The 16,385-nt window shown below is 52.2% G+C and carries 11 protein-coding genes, 1 tRNA gene and 1 riboswitch; of the genes, 6 read left to right on the top strand and 6 right to left on the bottom strand.

What is annotated here, in order from left to right; translation table 11 throughout:
* The first annotated feature begins 702 nt into the window (after positions 1 to 702).
* Positions 703 to 1,083 (top strand): hypothetical protein, encoded by a 381-nt coding sequence (locus NYE24_RS22850; RefSeq protein ID WP_076162417.1) that lies wholly within the window; start codon positions 703 to 705, stop codon positions 1,081 to 1,083.
* Positions 1,084 to 1,445: 362 nt separating this feature from the next.
* On the opposite strand, the gene NYE24_RS22845 is transcribed toward NYE24_RS22850, so the two are convergent.
* Positions 1,446 to 1,868, bottom strand: a complete 423-nt coding sequence (locus tag NYE24_RS22845) for an ASCH domain-containing protein (protein WP_036702135.1) — start codon at positions 1,866 to 1,868, stop codon at positions 1,446 to 1,448.
* A gap of 190 nt (positions 1,869 to 2,058) precedes the next feature.
* Complete coding sequence (locus NYE24_RS22840; protein WP_342476740.1) at positions 2,059 to 2,286, bottom strand: hypothetical protein; 228 nt, start codon at positions 2,284 to 2,286, stop codon at positions 2,059 to 2,061.
* Between the two features lie 127 nt (positions 2,287 to 2,413).
* Between NYE24_RS22840 and NYE24_RS22835 the strand changes: the two genes are divergently transcribed.
* The gene (locus tag NYE24_RS22835; RefSeq protein ID WP_342476739.1) at positions 2,414 to 3,250 is read left to right on the top strand and encodes a DUF3800 domain-containing protein; all 837 of its coding nucleotides are present in this window, start codon (positions 2,414 to 2,416) and stop codon (positions 3,248 to 3,250) included.
* A 210-nt stretch (positions 3,251 to 3,460) separates the two neighbouring features.
* Here the strand turns inward: NYE24_RS22835 and NYE24_RS22830 are convergent.
* From NYE24_RS22830 to NYE24_RS22820, 3 genes are all read right to left on the bottom strand, one after another.
* Positions 3,461 to 3,532: transfer RNA gene (locus tag NYE24_RS22830), tRNA-Thr, on the bottom strand.
* Between the two features lie 87 nt (positions 3,533 to 3,619).
* Positions 3,620 to 4,399 carry a sugar phosphate isomerase/epimerase gene (locus tag NYE24_RS22825; RefSeq protein WP_036702134.1) on the bottom strand — a complete coding sequence of 260 codons (780 nt, stop codon included), beginning with the start codon at positions 4,397 to 4,399 and terminating at the stop codon, positions 3,620 to 3,622.
* 47 nt (positions 4,400 to 4,446) lie between these two features.
* The gene (locus NYE24_RS22820) at positions 4,447 to 4,755 is read right to left on the bottom strand and encodes an MTH1187 family thiamine-binding protein (protein ID WP_036702132.1); all 309 of its coding nucleotides are present in this window, start codon (positions 4,753 to 4,755) and stop codon (positions 4,447 to 4,449) included.
* Between the two features lie 341 nt (positions 4,756 to 5,096).
* Positions 5,097 to 5,330, top strand: a riboswitch (cobalamin riboswitch).
* 343 nt (positions 5,331 to 5,673) lie between these two features.
* Here NYE24_RS22820 and NYE24_RS22815 point away from each other — a divergent pair.
* Together NYE24_RS22815 and nrdG are read left to right on the top strand one after the other, a co-directional pair.
* A complete protein-coding gene (locus NYE24_RS22815; protein WP_036702130.1) occupies positions 5,674 to 7,659 on the top strand; it encodes an anaerobic ribonucleoside triphosphate reductase in 1,986 nt (661 codons plus the stop codon).
* Positions 7,656 to 8,183, top strand: a complete 528-nt coding sequence (gene nrdG / locus NYE24_RS22810; protein ID WP_036702129.1) for an anaerobic ribonucleoside-triphosphate reductase activating protein — start codon at positions 7,656 to 7,658, stop codon at positions 8,181 to 8,183. The genes NYE24_RS22815 and nrdG overlap by 4 nt, the downstream gene beginning before the upstream one ends.
* Positions 8,184 to 8,276: 93 nt before the next feature.
* On the opposite strand, the gene ssuE is transcribed toward nrdG, so the two are convergent.
* On the bottom strand, positions 8,277 to 8,846 hold the full coding sequence (gene ssuE / locus NYE24_RS22805) for an NADPH-dependent FMN reductase (protein ID WP_036702127.1): 570 nt from the start codon (positions 8,844 to 8,846) through the stop codon (positions 8,277 to 8,279).
* 407 nt (positions 8,847 to 9,253) lie between these two features.
* Here ssuE and serS point away from each other — a divergent pair, with 407 nt between their 5' ends.
* Positions 9,254 to 10,534: a serine--tRNA ligase gene (gene serS / locus NYE24_RS22800; RefSeq protein ID WP_076160240.1), complete on the top strand. Its 1,281-nt coding sequence runs from the start codon at positions 9,254 to 9,256 to the stop codon at positions 10,532 to 10,534.
* 653 nt (positions 10,535 to 11,187) lie between these two features.
* Positions 11,188 to 16,317, top strand: a complete 5,130-nt coding sequence (locus NYE24_RS22795; protein ID WP_342476738.1) for an S-layer homology domain-containing protein — start codon at positions 11,188 to 11,190, stop codon at positions 16,315 to 16,317.
* Positions 16,318 to 16,385 lie beyond the last annotated feature (68 nt).

Below are 16,385 nucleotides of genomic sequence, written 5' to 3'. Positions count from 1 at the left end.
ATGACATTTGTTACTTTTGTACTATTTTAGTTTATCCGCTCCCCCACCCTGTTGTCAATCCATTCCCAGTATATTTTTTGAAATTATTTTTTGCGAAGGTTCCTCTTTGATCCCTTGTACCATAAGGGTTAAGGGACGAGTCTCTTTTTTATCTATTGACGAAAAAAGTCGAGAAATCAGAGAATTGGCTGTAGCCGTTTATCCCGCTTTTCTATAATTATATCAATTTATATTATTAAAATTTGATGCATTTGTCCTATTTTTATCACCCTAAGCCCATCTCCCCTCCCATTTCGCTTCTGTTCAATGTAATCCCCCCTATTTATGGGAATCTTAGCCCCGAAAAAAAGCGCCGCCCATGAGGACGACACCTGCTAATAGAATTCATATATTTTGAATAAAATGTCGCCTAGGCGGACCCAAACAGCTGAATCCAGCCAATCATTGATACCCAGAGCGGAACACTTAGAATGATCCCGAATACTAAACCACGGCGGAGACTTCCTTCATGACTCATTGCCATTCTCCTTTGAGCTGATTTATTTTTCAATCTTTAATATTTCAATTTTAATATAAAATAATTCATTTGATTTTATTGTGAAAAATGTCACATTATTTGAGTTAATTTATAAAACCCATTGATTATTTTTTGAAGGATGAGTTACAATGCGAATATACGTTCTCTTTGAGGGGTTGAGAGGGATGCATAGAGCAGAGAGCCAGGATAACCTGCTGGTCAAATCCTATATTTTGCTGCCGCTTATTCTATCCGCCTTCGAGCGCGATGCTTCTGCTATATCCTCAGAGCTTCGCACGCCTGCGCCTTATCTGGAGGTCATCCAGAGGGCAGTCCATGCCGTTTCTGCCGATCTGCGGGAGGTCCGTGCCGGGATGCGCGCCCGTGGTCTGAGGGTCTATGAACAGAATCGGCTGGAGGCGGGTGTTGAAGCCAAATTCGTCTGCAGGGGTTATCACGAGCGGATGCTGCTGCTGGATGACGTGATTGCCGCCCAGGCCACTCTGCATATGCGCAGGTATCTGGGTATGGAGAAGACGGCGCAGGGCGGCCCGAAGCAAGGATAACAAAGAAGCCTGCCGCAAGCGGCAGACTTCTGCATTAAATGATCACCCGGATGCAATTACATTAACAACGTCCAATACCCCAACGTGCCGCATATAACCACCACAGCTACCGGGTACAAGATTCTACGGCTGACCTGATCCCTGAACGCAAGAAACAAACAAAGCATACAAAGCCATGCAATTAGAAGGCTTCCCATCTATTATGCATACGCCCCTTCCCGGCATTCCTGCCCCTCTCCAGCGGTAGACCGCCTCAGAGCACAACTATCCTTATATATAGGAAGATTTCCCGCCGAATATCCCAATTATACCAGCCGGCAGCCAATCCGGAGCAATTTTTCTTCAAAATATCGTCAGGAAATTCACAATTCCTCTTCCAGCACAGGATATTCCCAGAACCCCAGACGTCCCTTGGCAGGTATGGGATGTACCAGCGGAACAACCTCCTCCAGCTTCCAGGCATACCTTCCTTCGGCATAATTGCCGAATACATATTCATTTCCACCCGGCCAGCCTTGCTGCGCAAGCTCCGGTGTCATTTCACAGCAATCCGCAATGCGGCTGACTGCAATGATCTTGCCGGTTGGCAGATTGTCCGCAGTGTAGCCGTGACGTGCAAGCAACGACTGGAACGGCTCCGTCCGGCAGATCGCTTTATTTACCTGCATCCCGGCATGAATAGCTAACTCCCCCCGGTGGGCGGTCCGCCAGGTCCGGGTTTCGATTTGTTTTTCTCCCAGCGCAATTAACGTGGCCCACGGCTGGCGAATGGTCAGGCATTTCATATATTGTTCGCTTCCTCTCCAGTTGCAGTATACTCCACTATGTGAACAGCGAGCAATTCTTGATGGAGCGCTATCAATTAACCCCCTTCTATATAGTAAAAATTCCCTTTCTCTGTTAGACTATTTTCAGAACACTACTCGGGGAGGATTTTTTTGAGAAAAAGCTATATTTCTTGCTTACTGGCAACACTTAATTTTGATTCTGCAATAGCGGAGGGTCAGCCGGGAAGAACAGATGCAAACAGCGGATATTATTGCCGCACCAATTGTGCCAAATGGTGATATGCAACAGGAGAGTACCATTAACACAACAAGGGGGGGCCAAATCTGCGCCGGCCGCCACCAAAAAAACAGCTGTAAAAGCAACCACCAAACCGACCGCTAAACCGACCAGCAAACCTACAGCCAGGACAACCATTCGCCCAACGGCCACCCCGCACCTACACTGCCGAAGAAATGAACGTCAGCATGCTAAAAACATACAAATTCATAAATTTAAAATATGACAAAAGTATTGCCCTCAATAGGAAATGGAGGTCTATGCATTGCAGTATATTATATATACAGATGAATCAGAAAAAAAAGGGAGATATTTCGGTAATTTTTATGGAGGCACCTTAATTAGATCTACTGATTTTGACTATATTAACAAAGCACTCAACAAAAAAAGAATGGAGTTAAATCTTACTGGTGAAATCAAGTGGCAAAAGGTTACGGAAAACTACTTAGAAAAATATATGGAGATCATTAATTTGTTTTTTAATTTTGTAAAAGAAGATAAAGTGAAAATTAGAATCATGTTCACTCATAATATGTACCAAGCAGTTGGTTTAAACGAAGCACAAAGAGGCAATGAGTATTTCTTGCTTTATTATCAATTTTTCAAACATATATTTGGCTTTCAATATTCGAATCCAACAAACGAGCCCATTTCTTTATATATTTTATTAGATCAATTGCCTGACAAAAAAGAAAAAAATGAAGAATTTAAAAGATTCATATATTCGCTTCAATACCAGGAAATTTTTGTTGAATCAAAACTACACTTCAAAAGCATGGATGACATAGGTGAAGCTACATCACATGAACACATAATACTACAATGCCTTGATGTCGTTTTAGGGTCAATGGAATTTAAGTTAAATGGAAAAGATCAAGACAAACCCCCAGGGCAGAGATTACGAGGAAAAAGGACACGAGCCAAAGAAAAATTGTACAAGCTAATTAACAAACGGATTCGAGAAATATATCCTAATTTTAATATTGGTGCCACAACAGGCTCTTCAAATTTAAGTGATCGCTGGTCACACCCTTACAGACATTGGAAGTTTGAGCCTAAGTACACAAAAATTAATAATCAATATAACGCAAAAAATAAATGAGCCCCACTTCACCTACTAAGTAGCCCACGTGGAACGTAAGCCTTCGGTGATAGTCAAGCTCATTTATAGTTTCATTATATAGTTTGCCCTAATAATTTGCAATGGATTATACGGCAACTTCAATAATGCATCAACAACACGTTCATTGAATCAATAAAAAGACGCAGCACCCACTTCCGGGAACCCGCGCCACTATCGACTTCATACAAATGCTGGTGAAGGGAATTGAACCCCCGGCCTACGCATTACGAGTGCGTTGCTCTACCCCTGAGCTACACCAGCTTACAGACTCTGAAGTCTGCCAAACAAAAAACATTATAACTCTTCCAGCGGAAAACGCAACCCCTTTTTCCTCTGGCGGCTGTGTCCTCAGCCGTGCATCAGCCCCAGCCCGCGGAAATAATCCAGCGCGAGCTTAGCGCTTGCAAGGGAGGATACCTCATAGGCCTCTTGCTCCACAATATAATAGAGAATTCCACTCTGCTCCGCGATCTCGAAGACGCTCTGGAAATCCACCTCTCCTTTTCCGAGATCGGTCTCCTCCTGGTTGGCTCCGAAATCCTTAATGTGGACCAGCGGAACACGTCCGGCGTACCTTGAAACATATTGAGCCGGGTTGGCTCCGCCTCTGTGTACCCAGCCCAGATCGAACTCTGCCAGCATCTGCTCCGCAGGAATCCGCTCCAGCCAGATATCGATGACCGCCTTGCCGTCAACCTCTGCGAATTCATAATCATGGTTGTGATAACCGTACTGCATCCCTGCCGCCCGGACCATCGCGGAAGCCTTCTCCAGGAATGGAATGATTCTTGTTACATCCTCTATGGAAGGGTTCTGCGGAAGCGGTGCCGATGGGGTGATCATATATTGCAGTCCGAGCTCTACACCATATTCAATCTCTTTGGCTAATGCCTGTTCCATCTTATCCAGACTGCTGAAGTCCAGACCTACATGCGCCGAAGGGGCAGCCAGGCCAAGTTCATCCAGCTTACGGCGCAGTTCCCCTGCAGATACACCGAAATAACCGGCGAATTCCACTGCCTGGTATCCCATCTCTGCCACCTTGCCCAGTGTACCGAGGAAATCGCGTTCCGTCTGGTCACGCAGTGTATACATTTGAATTCCGATCTGCTGTGCTGCTTCTGTCATGAAGAATCCGCTCCTTATCGGTTAATTCTGATTAGATACTATAGTGGTTACTCTCCCTGAAGCTTACGCTCCACGGATTCCAGCTTGCTGCGGCTGGTGGAGGTCTTGTCGCGCCGGTCGTCGATCTTGAGCGAGGTGGAGACTCTCTGCGCCCCGGCGGTGAACGGCGACTCATGCAGCGCTTCTACCGCAGCCAGAATCCGCGCTACCGGTCCCTCAATAATTGTACCCATAGAAGTTAGCTCATAGGTAATGCCCTCCACCGTCTCCAGCACGCGCTGCATCTCGGCCACATAACTGCTGAGGCTGGTGCTGCCTGTCCCAATCGGAATAACGGTCACTTCGCCAATTGCCATTGTGATCTCCCTCCTAATTATCTGTTGTTCCTGCCTCTTACTTATCCTCTTATTGTAACGCTTCGCCAAGCTTGCCACAAATCACCTGCCACCCCTCTCTATTCTATTAATATCCGTCAAAATAATTACCAGGATTAGACGCACTCTATTTATGGATTCTTTGTGGCGTATTTTCGGAGATTTTATGAAACATTCACGGCAGATTCGGAGGAAAGTTGTGGATTACCTGTGGACTAACTGTGGATCAGCTGTGAGTAAAAGCGCCGAACCCGCTCCCCGTGCGGGATTGCAAAAAAACATTTACAAACACAATATATTGCGGTAGCTTTAATAGATCACAACAAAATATAGTAGAAACGGGTGTTTCACCCCTTGTAATAGAGGTGCGACTTAATAGGGAAGCGCGGTGCAAAACCGCTGCGGTCCCGCCACTGTAACCGGATGCTCCCAGGGCGCGATGCCCCCAGGGCCGCATTCTCCGGCTAATTGCCACTAAGGGGCTGAATAAGCCCCCCGGGAAGGCGCCGGAGGAGTTGCCGGAAGCCAGGAGACCTGCCTGTTTCGGTGGCACCGCTTAGACTCCTGCGAGGAACAGGGGAGGTGTCCGTATGCGGCCTGCCATAGCAGAGTTAGCCTTCCGTCAATCGGGCCATAGGCTGCCGATACCTGAGGACGATCGGGGATTATCTTCAGGTATCGGCTCTGCGGAATATACAAGAACGGGCGTAAGCTATTTGCCCCGTGTCTGCTCGTATGTTCCACCCAGACCACAGGCAAATTTCCGCTTACCGGATCTTTGCATCATGCATTCGGGCATTTCCGGCCTTCCCGGCCGGGGGTGCTTTTTTACTGATGTCCTGACCATTCTATCTATATTACATATTACGCTTACAATACCCGAGAGGAGAGAGTTATATAATGACACTGCTGGAGAAACGTTATAACGAAGGACAAGCTGCACAGGAGGATCTTTTGGAAGAGGTCATTCATCTGGGACGGGATATTATCGACAGCCGGGATCTGGATCTGCTGCGCGAGAACGCCAACCTGAACGGGGAGAGCTTCTCCGGCAAAATGAGCAAGTTCGGCAGTGAATACTCCAAATGGTATGCACGCAATTTCACCATGCCGCCACAGCTGGTACAGGCTACCCTGGATAATGTCGTCTATGTACATGACCTTGATCAATACGCCATTGGAACCACGAACTGCATCTTCATTCCGTTCGAACGGCTTCTCCGTGAAGGCTTCAACACCGGCAACGGCAGTGTACGGCCTCCTAACTCGATTATGACGGCGATGTCGCTGGTGGCGATTATTTTCCAGTCACAGCAGAATGCGCAGTACGGCGGCGTATCCGCCAATAAGCTGGATTATGACCTGGCCCCTTATGTTACCAAATCCTTCTCCAAGCTCTTCCGCAAAGGTCTGGAGTATTTCGAGGAGAATGCAGAGGGTTCTGCACTTGGGGAGATTACGATGAGCCGCAGCGATCTGGCTGAGCAGTATCCGCGCGCCTTCCGTTTTGCCCTGAAGGAGACGCAGAGCGAGACCCTGCAGGCCGCAGAGAGTATGGTACATAACCTGAATACGATGTCCAGCCGCTCCGGCGGCCAGATTCCTTTTACCAGCATCAACTACGGCACCTGCACCTCACCAGAGGGCCAGCTTGTGATCAGCTCGTTGCTAACGGCTACGATGAACGGACTGGGCAGCGGGGAGACACCGGTGTTCCCGATTCAGATTTTCAAATGCAAGCAAGGCATCAACCAGCAACCGGGTGATCCTAACTACGAGCTGTTCCTGAAGGCAGCCGAGTGCTCGGCGCGCAGATTATATCCGAACTTCGCCAATCTGGACGCTCCGCTGAACATGCAGTATTATGATCCGGCTGACCCGGATACCGAGTTCGCTACGATGGGCTGCCGGACCCGTGTACTCAGCGACCGCTTCGGACGCAACCACTGCTCCGGCAAAGGCAACCTGTCCTTCAACACGCTCAACCTGGTGCGTCTTGGACTGGCCCACGGCACGATAACCGGCCGCCGCCTCGCTGCTGACGAAGCAGGATTCTTCGACGACCTCAATCACTATATGGATATTGCACTGGACGGCCTGTTGCACCGCTTCCGTATCCAGGCTTCCCAGAAGGCCAAAGCCTCCGATTTCATGATGCGTGAAGGCGTCTGGGAAGGCGGCGAGCAGCTTGCCCCCGATGACAGCGTAGGCGAACTGCTGAAGCACGGCAGTCTGTCGCTGGGCTTCATTGGAATGGCTGAATGCATGAAAGCCATGTACGGCAAGCACCACGGCGAAGATATGGAGATTCACGCCAAGGCTGTTGCTATCGTCCGCCATATGCGTGAATATTGCGACCGCAAGAGCGAGGAGCTTAACCTCAATATCACCTTGTTTGCAACGCCGGCTGAAGGTCTCTCCGGCAAGTTCACGAAGATCGACCGCAAGGTGCTCGGCTCTATCCCTGGGGTAACGGACCGTGAATACTATACGAACTCGTTCCACATTCCGGTCTATTATGAACTAAGCGCAGCTAAGAAGATCAGCCTGGAAGCTCCGTTCCATGAACATTGCAACGCCGGAGCGATCTCCTATGTCGAGCTGAACGGCAATGCCCGGAGCAACCCGTCAGCCTTCGTCAAAATCATCAAATACGCGCTGGAGCAGGACATCAGCTACTTCAGCATTAATCATCCGATTGACCGCTGCTCCGGCTGCGGCTATGAAGGGGTTATCGGCACGAATTGCCCGACCTGCAATGCCCATGAGGATACCACCCATATCCGCCGTCTGCGCCGGGTTACCGGGTATCTGACCGGTGACTACCAGACCCGCTTCAATGCTGCCAAGCAAGCCGAAGTCCGGGACCGTGTTAAGCATCTATGAACATCTGCGGATATTACCCGGAGTCGATCAATGAAGGGGAAGGCCTGCGGGCCGTCCTCTTCTTCAGCGGCTGCCGCCACCGCTGCCCGGGCTGCTTCAACCCAAAGACCTGGAACTTTAATTACGGGGAGGTCTTTACCCCGGAGCGGCGGCGGGAGATTATAGAGGAAATTGCAGGCAATCCGCTGCTGGACGGCTTGACGCTTGCGGGAGGGGACCCTTTTTTCTCGGCTGAGGAGGCTGCAGACTTCATTCACGAGCTGCGCGCGGAGCTGCCGGACTTCCCAATCTGGATCTATACCGGCTATACGTACGAGGAGCTTACGGCTTCACCGGGCTCTGCGGAATGGAATCTGCTGGCCTTGTGCCAGGTCGTGATCGACGGACGGTTCGTCGAAGAGCTCAAAGACCTTACCCTCTCCTACCGGGGAAGCAGCAACCAGCGGATCATTGATATTCCGGCGAGTCTGGCGGGAGATAGGGTCGTACTGTGGGAGCCGGAGCTGAGCTTTCAAGGGGTATGAAATCCCCATACAAAAAGGCACTACACTCCCGCATTCGGGTAGTGTAGTGCCTTTTGATTGTACCGGGCGGCAAATGGAGCCGGCAGCCTAACGTTATTCTACGGCTGCTGATTGCCCTGCCTTGCGCCCCACCTTATGCTCCGTCTCTTCCGCCAGCTCTTCCAGCACGCTGTCCAGGCGAAGCTTCAGCTCCTCAGCCAGCTCAACTACGCCCTGGTCGTTACGCACTGCCTGGGAGTCTACGGCGTAGACGCCGCCAAGAATGTAGCGGGCGCCAAGTACGGACAGTACCGGCTTCAGCGCATAGTCAATCGCCAGCAGATGCGCGAGACTTCCGCCCATGAAGAGCGGCAGGACGATTTTGCCGGCCAGCCCTTTTTGCGGCACCAGATCCAGGAAGGTCTTCAGCACTCCCGTGTAAGAAGCCTTATATACCGGACTGACGACGATTACCGCATCGGCTTCCGCCACGATCCCATTCGCCTTGACGATGGCTTCACTCTCGAACTTGGTGTGAATCAGATCCTCCGCCGGAAGCTCAGCGACATTGATCCGCTCCACTTCATACCCGCGTTCACGCAGGGCACTCTCTGCATACTCAATCACGGCATTAATCCGTGAGACCAGAGAGGGTGTTCCGTTAATTACGACTATTTTGGCCATTTCCGCACCTCTTCCGTCCGCAAGATAGGATGGGCCGGGCTGCTTCGCCGGGCGCCAATACTTTAAATTAGTAATAATCCTAGCAGAGTACAAGGAATATTGTCAAACCCCTCTTATGCTTGCAAACCGCTGCCGCTCTGGTTATAATAAACGGCAAACCTATACCCCCACCAGGCCAACGACCGGCATCCAACCGCGAGGCGTCTGCGACCGGAGCAGCTTCCTGTTCCCTAAGTTTACCGGGTTTCGCCCGTTACCGCGAAGACCAAAGAGGGCCTGATTCCGCGCTGCATAGCTGCTATACGTGAATGAGGTCAACCTGGGTGGCACCGCGAGCTGACGCTCCTCGTCCCATGGATGAGGGCGTTTTTTGCGTTTTTTTACCCACACTTAAGGAGCGGATGCAGATGTTGGATATGAATTGGATCAGGGAGAATGAGGACATTGTACGGAAGACGGCCGAGTGGAAAAGATTGAAGTTCCCCCTGGAGGAACTTCTGCAGTGGGATGACCGGCGGCGGCTGGCCCGCCGGGAGACCGAGCAGCGCCGGGCGGAGCGCAACGCGCTGACCAAGGAGGTCGAGCGCCTGCTGCGCGGGGGCGACCATGAAGGCGCCGAGCAAGTGAAGGCGCAGGTGCGGGGGACCCTCAGCGAGTTGGCGCGGCTGGAGGCGGAGCTTCTGGATGCGGAGCAGCGCTGCAGCGAGCTGATGCTCCTCGCGCCGAATCCTGTATCGGCGGATACGCCGATCGGACCGGATGACAGCGCGAATGTGGAGCTGCGGCGGCATGGCGCGCCGCCGGTCTTCGGGTTCCGCGCGCGGGACCATGTCGAGCTCGGAGAGCTGCACGACATTATGGACCTTCCGCGCGGCGTCAAGGCCGGAGGGCCCCGCAGCTATGTGCTGAAGGGGGCCGGACTCCTGCTGCACCTGGCCGTGCAGCGGCTGGCGCTGGATGTACTGATGCAGCGCGGCTTCAGCGTCATGGATGTGCCCGTGATCGTCCGCCCGGAGGCGCTGGAGCGGACCGGGTTCTTCCCCGGCGGCCGGGATCAGACCTACGAGCTGACTGGCGAGAAGCGCTGGCTGGCCGGGACCTCGGAAGTGTCGCTGGTCTCGCTGTACAGCGATGAGATTCTGGAGCTGGAGCAGCCGCTGCGCCTGGCCGGGATGTCGGCCTGCTTCCGCCGCGAGGTGGGTTCGGCCGGCCGCGATGTGCGCGGGCTGTACCGGGTCCACCAGTTCTCGAAAATCGAGCAGGTGGTCATGTGTAAGAACGATCCGGCAGAATCGGAGCAGATGCTCCAGGAGATTCTCGGCAATGCCGAGCATATTCTTCAGCTGCTGGAGCTGCCTTACCGGGTAGTCGCCGTCTGTAGCGGAGACATGGCGATGAAGACCCACAAGCAGTATGACATTGAGACCTGGATGCCGGGCAGAGAAGCTTACGGGGAGACCCACTCGGCTTCCAATCTGCTCGACTTCCAGGCCCGCCGCTCGGGCATCCGCTACCGTGATGAAGACGGGCGGCTGCAATACTGCCATACCCTGAACAACACAGCGGTGGCCACGCCGCGCATCCTGATCCCGCTGCTGGAGAACCACCAGCAGGAGGATGGTTCGATCTATATCCCACAGGCACTGCGGCCTTATATGGGCGGGACGGAGCGGATTGAAGCTAGGTAAAGCAACCTAACCTTATCCATTGGCTACCTATCCGCCCACTTCTGGGGGTACCCGGCGAATTCAGGGGCATTAGTGCTCCTTCTATCGCTCCTTTGACCCACATCCTGCAAAATCAGGGGCAGTACTGCCCCTGATTTTGCTCTTTCTGCTTACATTGGGTACATTCAGGGGCACTAATGCCCCTTTTCTTCACCTCGGAGTTCAATCGGCCCATGCACCTTCCCGCCAACGCATTGTAATCAGTTTTTCGACTACATCCAACCCACGCACCCTCCGACAGCACATTGTAATCGGTTTTTTGCCTACATTCGCCCGCGCACCATCCGTTTGTGGTGGATAATGTGTGCATAGAAGAGTTGAGGGGAAGTGGATTGATGATCATAGTTTCTTTAACAGCAAAAACAACAATAACCGGCGCTTCCCTCACTTAGTAGGGGACCGCCGTTTTTTAGCATATAAATAACATATAGTTTACATGTTTTTCAGAAAACATAACTAATTCCCCATGAAATATATTAAACTTTTATTTATTTCATCATTTCCAACCATGATTTTATGCAAGTTTAACAAATATTGACGAAAAATTGCGCTAGATTCATATTATCTCTATTATAATAGAGTACGAATGATATTTTATGGGGAGGTATACTCACATGAAACTTTCTTCACAATGCAGGAAGCCGCTCAGTCTATTCCTGGCGGCAGCATTGCTATTAACCGGGATCTTCCCGGGAATGTCCACAGGCTCAGGGACGGCCTCGGCAGAGCCGATTATAGCAGCCGATATGGTTGCGGCCACTGCGGCCACCCAAGCTCCCCCCGTTACTGCATCCCCTGCCTCAGGCACTAAGATCGGTACAGGGTCAAAGATTACTTTAAACACCTCTGTAACGGCAAGCGTGTACTACAGCGTCTACGCCAACAAGAGTACTACAGCAGAAGTGGCAGACCAGTTGTATACTGCCCCAATCACCGTTCACTCCGATATTACCTCGCTTAAGATTACAGCTTATGCCTCATTACCCGATTCTGAGAAAGGTCCCACATCCACTTTTGAATACAGCGTCTCTCCTGCACTGGCAGGTCTGAAGATTAACCAGATTCAAGGCGCAGGACATATCTCACCTTACTTGGACGCAACGGTCGTTGACGTCAAAGGAATTGTTACCTACATCAAGGATGCGGACAGCTTCTATATCCAGTCTGCGGCCGCTGATATGGATAACGATATCAAGACCTCGGAAGCCATTCAAATCTATCAGAAGGGAAAAAGCATTGCCGTTAAACCAGGCGATGCTGTCACGGTAGACGGCGTTGTCAAAGAATTCGGCCGCTCGGGACAGTTACCCACCACTCAGATTACAGCCAGCCAGACAACGGTTGTCAGCAGCGGCAATCCGCTTCCGGCCCCAACCCTGCTGGGCACCGGCGGACGCCTCATCCCAACGGCTGTAATCGACGATGACGGCCTGAACCCGGCTAAGTTCGAGCCCGCCACCGATGCCATCGACTTCTATGAGAGCCTGGAAGGCATGCGTCTGGAGCTTGCCAAGCCGACCACCGTGGGCCCTGCAGTCTACTATGCTTCCAGCAGTACTTTTGAAATCCCAGTGGTGACCGTCAACGGTACAGGCAACACGACTGAAGTGACTTCCCCTGCCGGTGGACTGGTATTGACGGGTGCCGACTTTAACCCGCAGCGCCTGATTCTCTCGGTGAAGACCGCTCCGGTACTCACTACAGGCCAACAATTCTTGGGCAATGTCACCGGTATTCTGACCTATGATTACGGCAAATTCCTGATTTCTACGGAAACAGACGGCCTGCCGGATGTCTCCCCAAGCAAGCTGAAGAGAGAAGTGACCTCGCTCTCCCCGGGAGATGCGGATAAGCTGAACATCGCTTCTTTTAACATTGAGAACTTCTCCCAGCACAATGATCCTGCCAAAATCACCAATGTCGCCAAAGATATTGTACTCAATCTCAAAACACCGGACATCGTTGGCCTGACAGAAGTACAGGATAACGATGGAACCGGCAAAAGCGGAACGGATGCCAGCGAGAACTACAAAGCGCTGATTGCTGCCATTGCTGCCATTGACGGCGGTGCATCTAACTATGGTTACACGGATATCGCACCGCAGAACAACCAGGATGGCGGCGTTCCGGACGGCAATATCCGCTCCGGCTTCCTATACAATATGAACCGCGTCACTCTGAAGCCGGGCACACCCGGTACAGCTACAGACGCTGTAAGCTATGCCGCCGGCTCTGGCCTAAGCCTGAATCCGGGCCGCATTGATCCGGGCAATGAGGCCTTCAAGGAGTCGCGCAAGCCGCTGGCTGCCGAGTTCCTTTTCGGGGGCAAAGAAATCATCGTAATTGCTAATCACTTCAACTCCAAGAGCAGCGACAACTATCTGTTCGGTTCCGTTCAGCCTCCGGTCTTCTCGACTGAAGTTCAGCGGGCCAAGATCGCCAAGGTAGTAGGCAGCTTCGCTGAGGATGTGCTTCAGAAGAATCCTGAGGCCAATCTTGTCGTGCTCGGCGATCTGAATGACTTCCAGTTCTCAGACACGCTTAATATCCTCAAGGGCAGTGCGCTTACGAATCTTGTAAGTACCCTGCCGCTGAATGAACGGTATTCCTACAACTTCCAGGGCAACTCCCAGACGCTGGATCATATCCTCGTCAATAACCGGCTGGCTTCTGCCAGCAAGCTTGATATCGTGCATATTAATGCCGATTTTGCAGATCCGGGAGATTATCCGAAGGGCACTGTATCGGATGCCGACGGCATCCGGATCAGTGACCATGATCCGCTGCTCGCACAGATTGATTTCGGCGGGGCAGATTTCAATCTGCGGGTCCTGCATACGAACGATACCCATAGCCATCTGGAGAATATCACCAAGCGGACCTCCGCCATCAGCAGCGAACGGACAGGCAATACGGTACTGCTGGATGCGGGTGACGTCTTCTCCGGAACCCTGTATTTCAACCAGTTCAAGGGTCAGGCAGACATCAAGTTCATGAATAATATCGGCTATGATGCGATGACCTTCGGCAATCATGAGTTTGACATGAACAAGGAGAATCCGGAAATCCTGCGGAATTTCGTGACGGCGGCCAAGTTCCCTTTTGCCAGCTCCAACATTGATTTCACTACCAAGAATAGTGAGCTTGCTGATCTCTATCAAGAGATGACTGGTATTCTTAAGACGGATGAGTCCAAAAGTACTGCCAAAGACGGTCACATCTATCCTTCCGTCATCAAGGACGTATATGGAGAGAAGATCGGAATCTTCGGCTTGACGACTGAGGATACTGTAGGCCTCGCGTCTCCTGGTGATAAGATTATTTTCAAGGATCATGTAGAAAGTGCAAAGCGGACCGTCCAGGCGCTTGAAGCCCAGGGCATCAACAAGATTATTGCCGTCACCCATCTGGGGTACACTGTGGATCAGGAGCTGGCCAAGGCCGTTCCGGGGATCGACATTATTGTCGGCGGACATTCCCATACGAAGATCGATAACCCGCCAGCCCCTGTGGTGATTGCAGGTACGGACAAGAAGGTCCTGATTGTGCAGACTGGTGAATACAGCCAGTTCCTGGGTGAGCTTGACGTTACCTTCGATAAGGATGGCGAGGTCAAGGCTTATCAGGGCAAATTGCTGGATGTCAATCTGTTCGGTGAAGATGCTGCTGCCAAAAAAATTCTTGCCCCGTACGATGCCGAACTGGCAACGGTTCGAAGCCAGGTTGTAGGCTACTCGGACGTTGACCTTTACACCAACCGCGACATTGACGGGAAATCCGTACGCGTGGTGCGTAAGGAAGAGACGCCAATCGGCAATATGATTGCTGACAGTATTGCGGAGAAAGTAACCGAGCTAATGCCTAACTTCGTATCCAAGGAGGACCAAAGTACGATCAAAGGCATCGTCGCCATCCAGAACGGCGGAGGCATTCGTGCAGCGATTGACAAGGGCGATATTACGATGGGTGAGGTGTTGACCACACTCCCATTCAATAACAGTCTGGCAGCCCTGAAGGTTACCGGCGCAGAGATCATCTCCTCCCTGGAGAACGCAGTCAGCGGGCTGGAGTCCGATCAGGGACGTTTCGCCCATGTCTCGGGGATGAAATACACGTATGACTCTACCAAGAAGCCGGAGATTATCGATTCATTAACCGGCAAGGTCACGCAAGCGGGAGAACGCATAATCTCCGTTGAAATCAAACAGGCGAACGGGTCTTATCTGCCGATTGATCCGGCAGGCTATTATATTCTGTCTACGAATTCCTTCATGGCAGGCGGCGGGGACTTCTACCGTGCACTGGCCTCAGCCAAGGCGGACGGACGTTATTACGAGCTGGGTCTTCCTGACTTCGAAGTTCTGCTGGCCTATCTGAAGAAGCACCTCCAGGTGACTTCCAGCGTTGAAGGACGGATCACCGATCTGAAGGGCGCCGTTCCAAACCCAAGTCCGACTACAACACCAGCACCAACCACCAATCCGGGCGGATCTAATCCGGGTGGAACCGGGGGAGTGACTCCTACAGCAACGCCATCGGCCACCCCTGCTCCAAGCACGGGAGCAGCGCCGCAGGTTACCACGTTTACTGCAGCGGATCTCACCGCTCAGTTTGCAGCCTTGCCCGCCGGTACTAATGAGCTGAAGCTCCCGCTCACGGCTTCAGCAGGCGGCGCGCAGGCTGTGCTGCCAGGCAGTGTGCTGGTGCAGCAGGCGGCGGCACAACCCGACACAGTGTTGACCTTCATCTCTACCGGCGGTGCTTCCTACTCCCTGCCGCTGAGTCTAATTAACGGAACGGCTCTGGCCGCACGGCTTGGCACCAGTGATTTCACAATTACTGTCTCATTGCTTCAGGCAGATACCGCTATACTGGACAGCCTGAACAAGGCCATCGCCGCGCAGGCAGGTACGATCACTGTTGCTGCGCCCGTCATTGAATTCAGCATCAGTGCCCAGGCAGGTACCACCAGCGTTCCGCTGAACACCTTCGGCAGCACTTATGTGAAGCGGACAATCACGGCCACTGGTGCAGTTGATGCTAAGGGTGCGACTGGTGTCGCCTTTGACCCGGCCACAGGTAAGCTATCCTTCGTGCCTTCGGTCTTTGGTAGTCCGGCAGACGGACATACGGAAGTAACGATTAAGCGCAACAGCAACAGCTATTATACTGTGGTGAAGTCGTCCAAGACCTTCGGTGACACTACCGGGCACTGGGCACAATCCGCCATTGAACTGCTGGCCTCGAAGCTGGTGATTACCGGCACCAGCCCCGCCGCTTTCTCGCCTGCACAGTCCATAACACGGGCAGAGTTCGCAGCGTTGATTACCCGTTCCCTGGGCCTTGCCCCGGCTGCTCCGGGAACCCCCTTCAAGGATATTAGCGCAGGCTCCTGGTACACAGAAGCTGTACAGACAGCCGCTGCCGCAGGTCTGATTACCGGATACACGGACGGCAGCTTCAAGCCGGGCAGTCCGATTACCCGGCAGGAGATGGCAGCCGTTCTGTCCAAAGCCATGAAATACACCGGCAAGACCCTGACGTCTGATCCGGCTGTACTGGCTAAATTCCGCGATGCCTCAAGCATCCCGGCCTGGTCCAGAGCAGCGGTAGCAGAGATCGCCTCAGCAGGCATCATTCAGGGAACCCCTGATGGTGCGTTCGCTCCGGCGAAGCTGGCTACCCGTGCAGAAGCAGCTACGATGCTGGAGAAGACCTTGAAGTCGCTGCAATTCATTAACTAACACACGCACACCACAGCGTTATACGAGGTTTAAATCTGTAAAGGCGGTTCCCAAGGCGCATGATGCGC

The organism is Paenibacillus sp. FSL H7-0350, assembly GCF_038593195.1.
Lineage (GTDB): Bacteria > Bacillota > Bacilli > Paenibacillales > Paenibacillaceae > Paenibacillus_AQ.
Note: the sequence above shows the minus strand (reverse complement) of the source record. Positions and strands in the feature narration are given on the sequence as shown.

Bases quoted from the DNA above. Each gene is read 5' to 3' on its own strand.
- NYE24_RS22820 (WP_036702132.1), bottom strand. From the start codon at position 4,755: ATGGCAATTGGCGAAGTGACCGTTATTCCGATTGGGACAGGCAGCACC.
- serS (WP_076160240.1), top strand. From the start codon at position 9,254: ATGTTGGATATGAATTGGATCAGGGAGAATGAGGACATTGTACGGAAG.
- NYE24_RS22815 (WP_036702130.1), top strand. From the start codon at position 5,674: ATGACACTGCTGGAGAAACGTTATAACGAAGGACAAGCTGCACAGGAG.
- NYE24_RS22845 (WP_036702135.1), bottom strand. From the start codon at position 1,868: ATGAAATGCCTGACCATTCGCCAGCCGTGGGCCACGTTAATTGCGCTG.
- NYE24_RS22795 (WP_342476738.1), top strand. From the start codon at position 11,188: ATGAAACTTTCTTCACAATGCAGGAAGCCGCTCAGTCTATTCCTGGCG.
- NYE24_RS22825 (WP_036702134.1), bottom strand. From the start codon at position 4,399: ATGACAGAAGCAGCACAGCAGATCGGAATTCAAATGTATACACTGCGT.
- NYE24_RS22840 (WP_342476740.1), bottom strand. From the start codon at position 2,286: ATGGTTGTCCTGGCTGTAGGTTTGCTGGTCGGTTTAGCGGTCGGTTTG.
- NYE24_RS22850 (WP_076162417.1), top strand. From the start codon at position 703: ATGCATAGAGCAGAGAGCCAGGATAACCTGCTGGTCAAATCCTATATT.
- nrdG (WP_036702129.1), top strand. From the start codon at position 7,656: ATGAACATCTGCGGATATTACCCGGAGTCGATCAATGAAGGGGAAGGC.
- ssuE (WP_036702127.1), bottom strand. From the start codon at position 8,846: ATGGCCAAAATAGTCGTAATTAACGGAACACCCTCTCTGGTCTCACGG.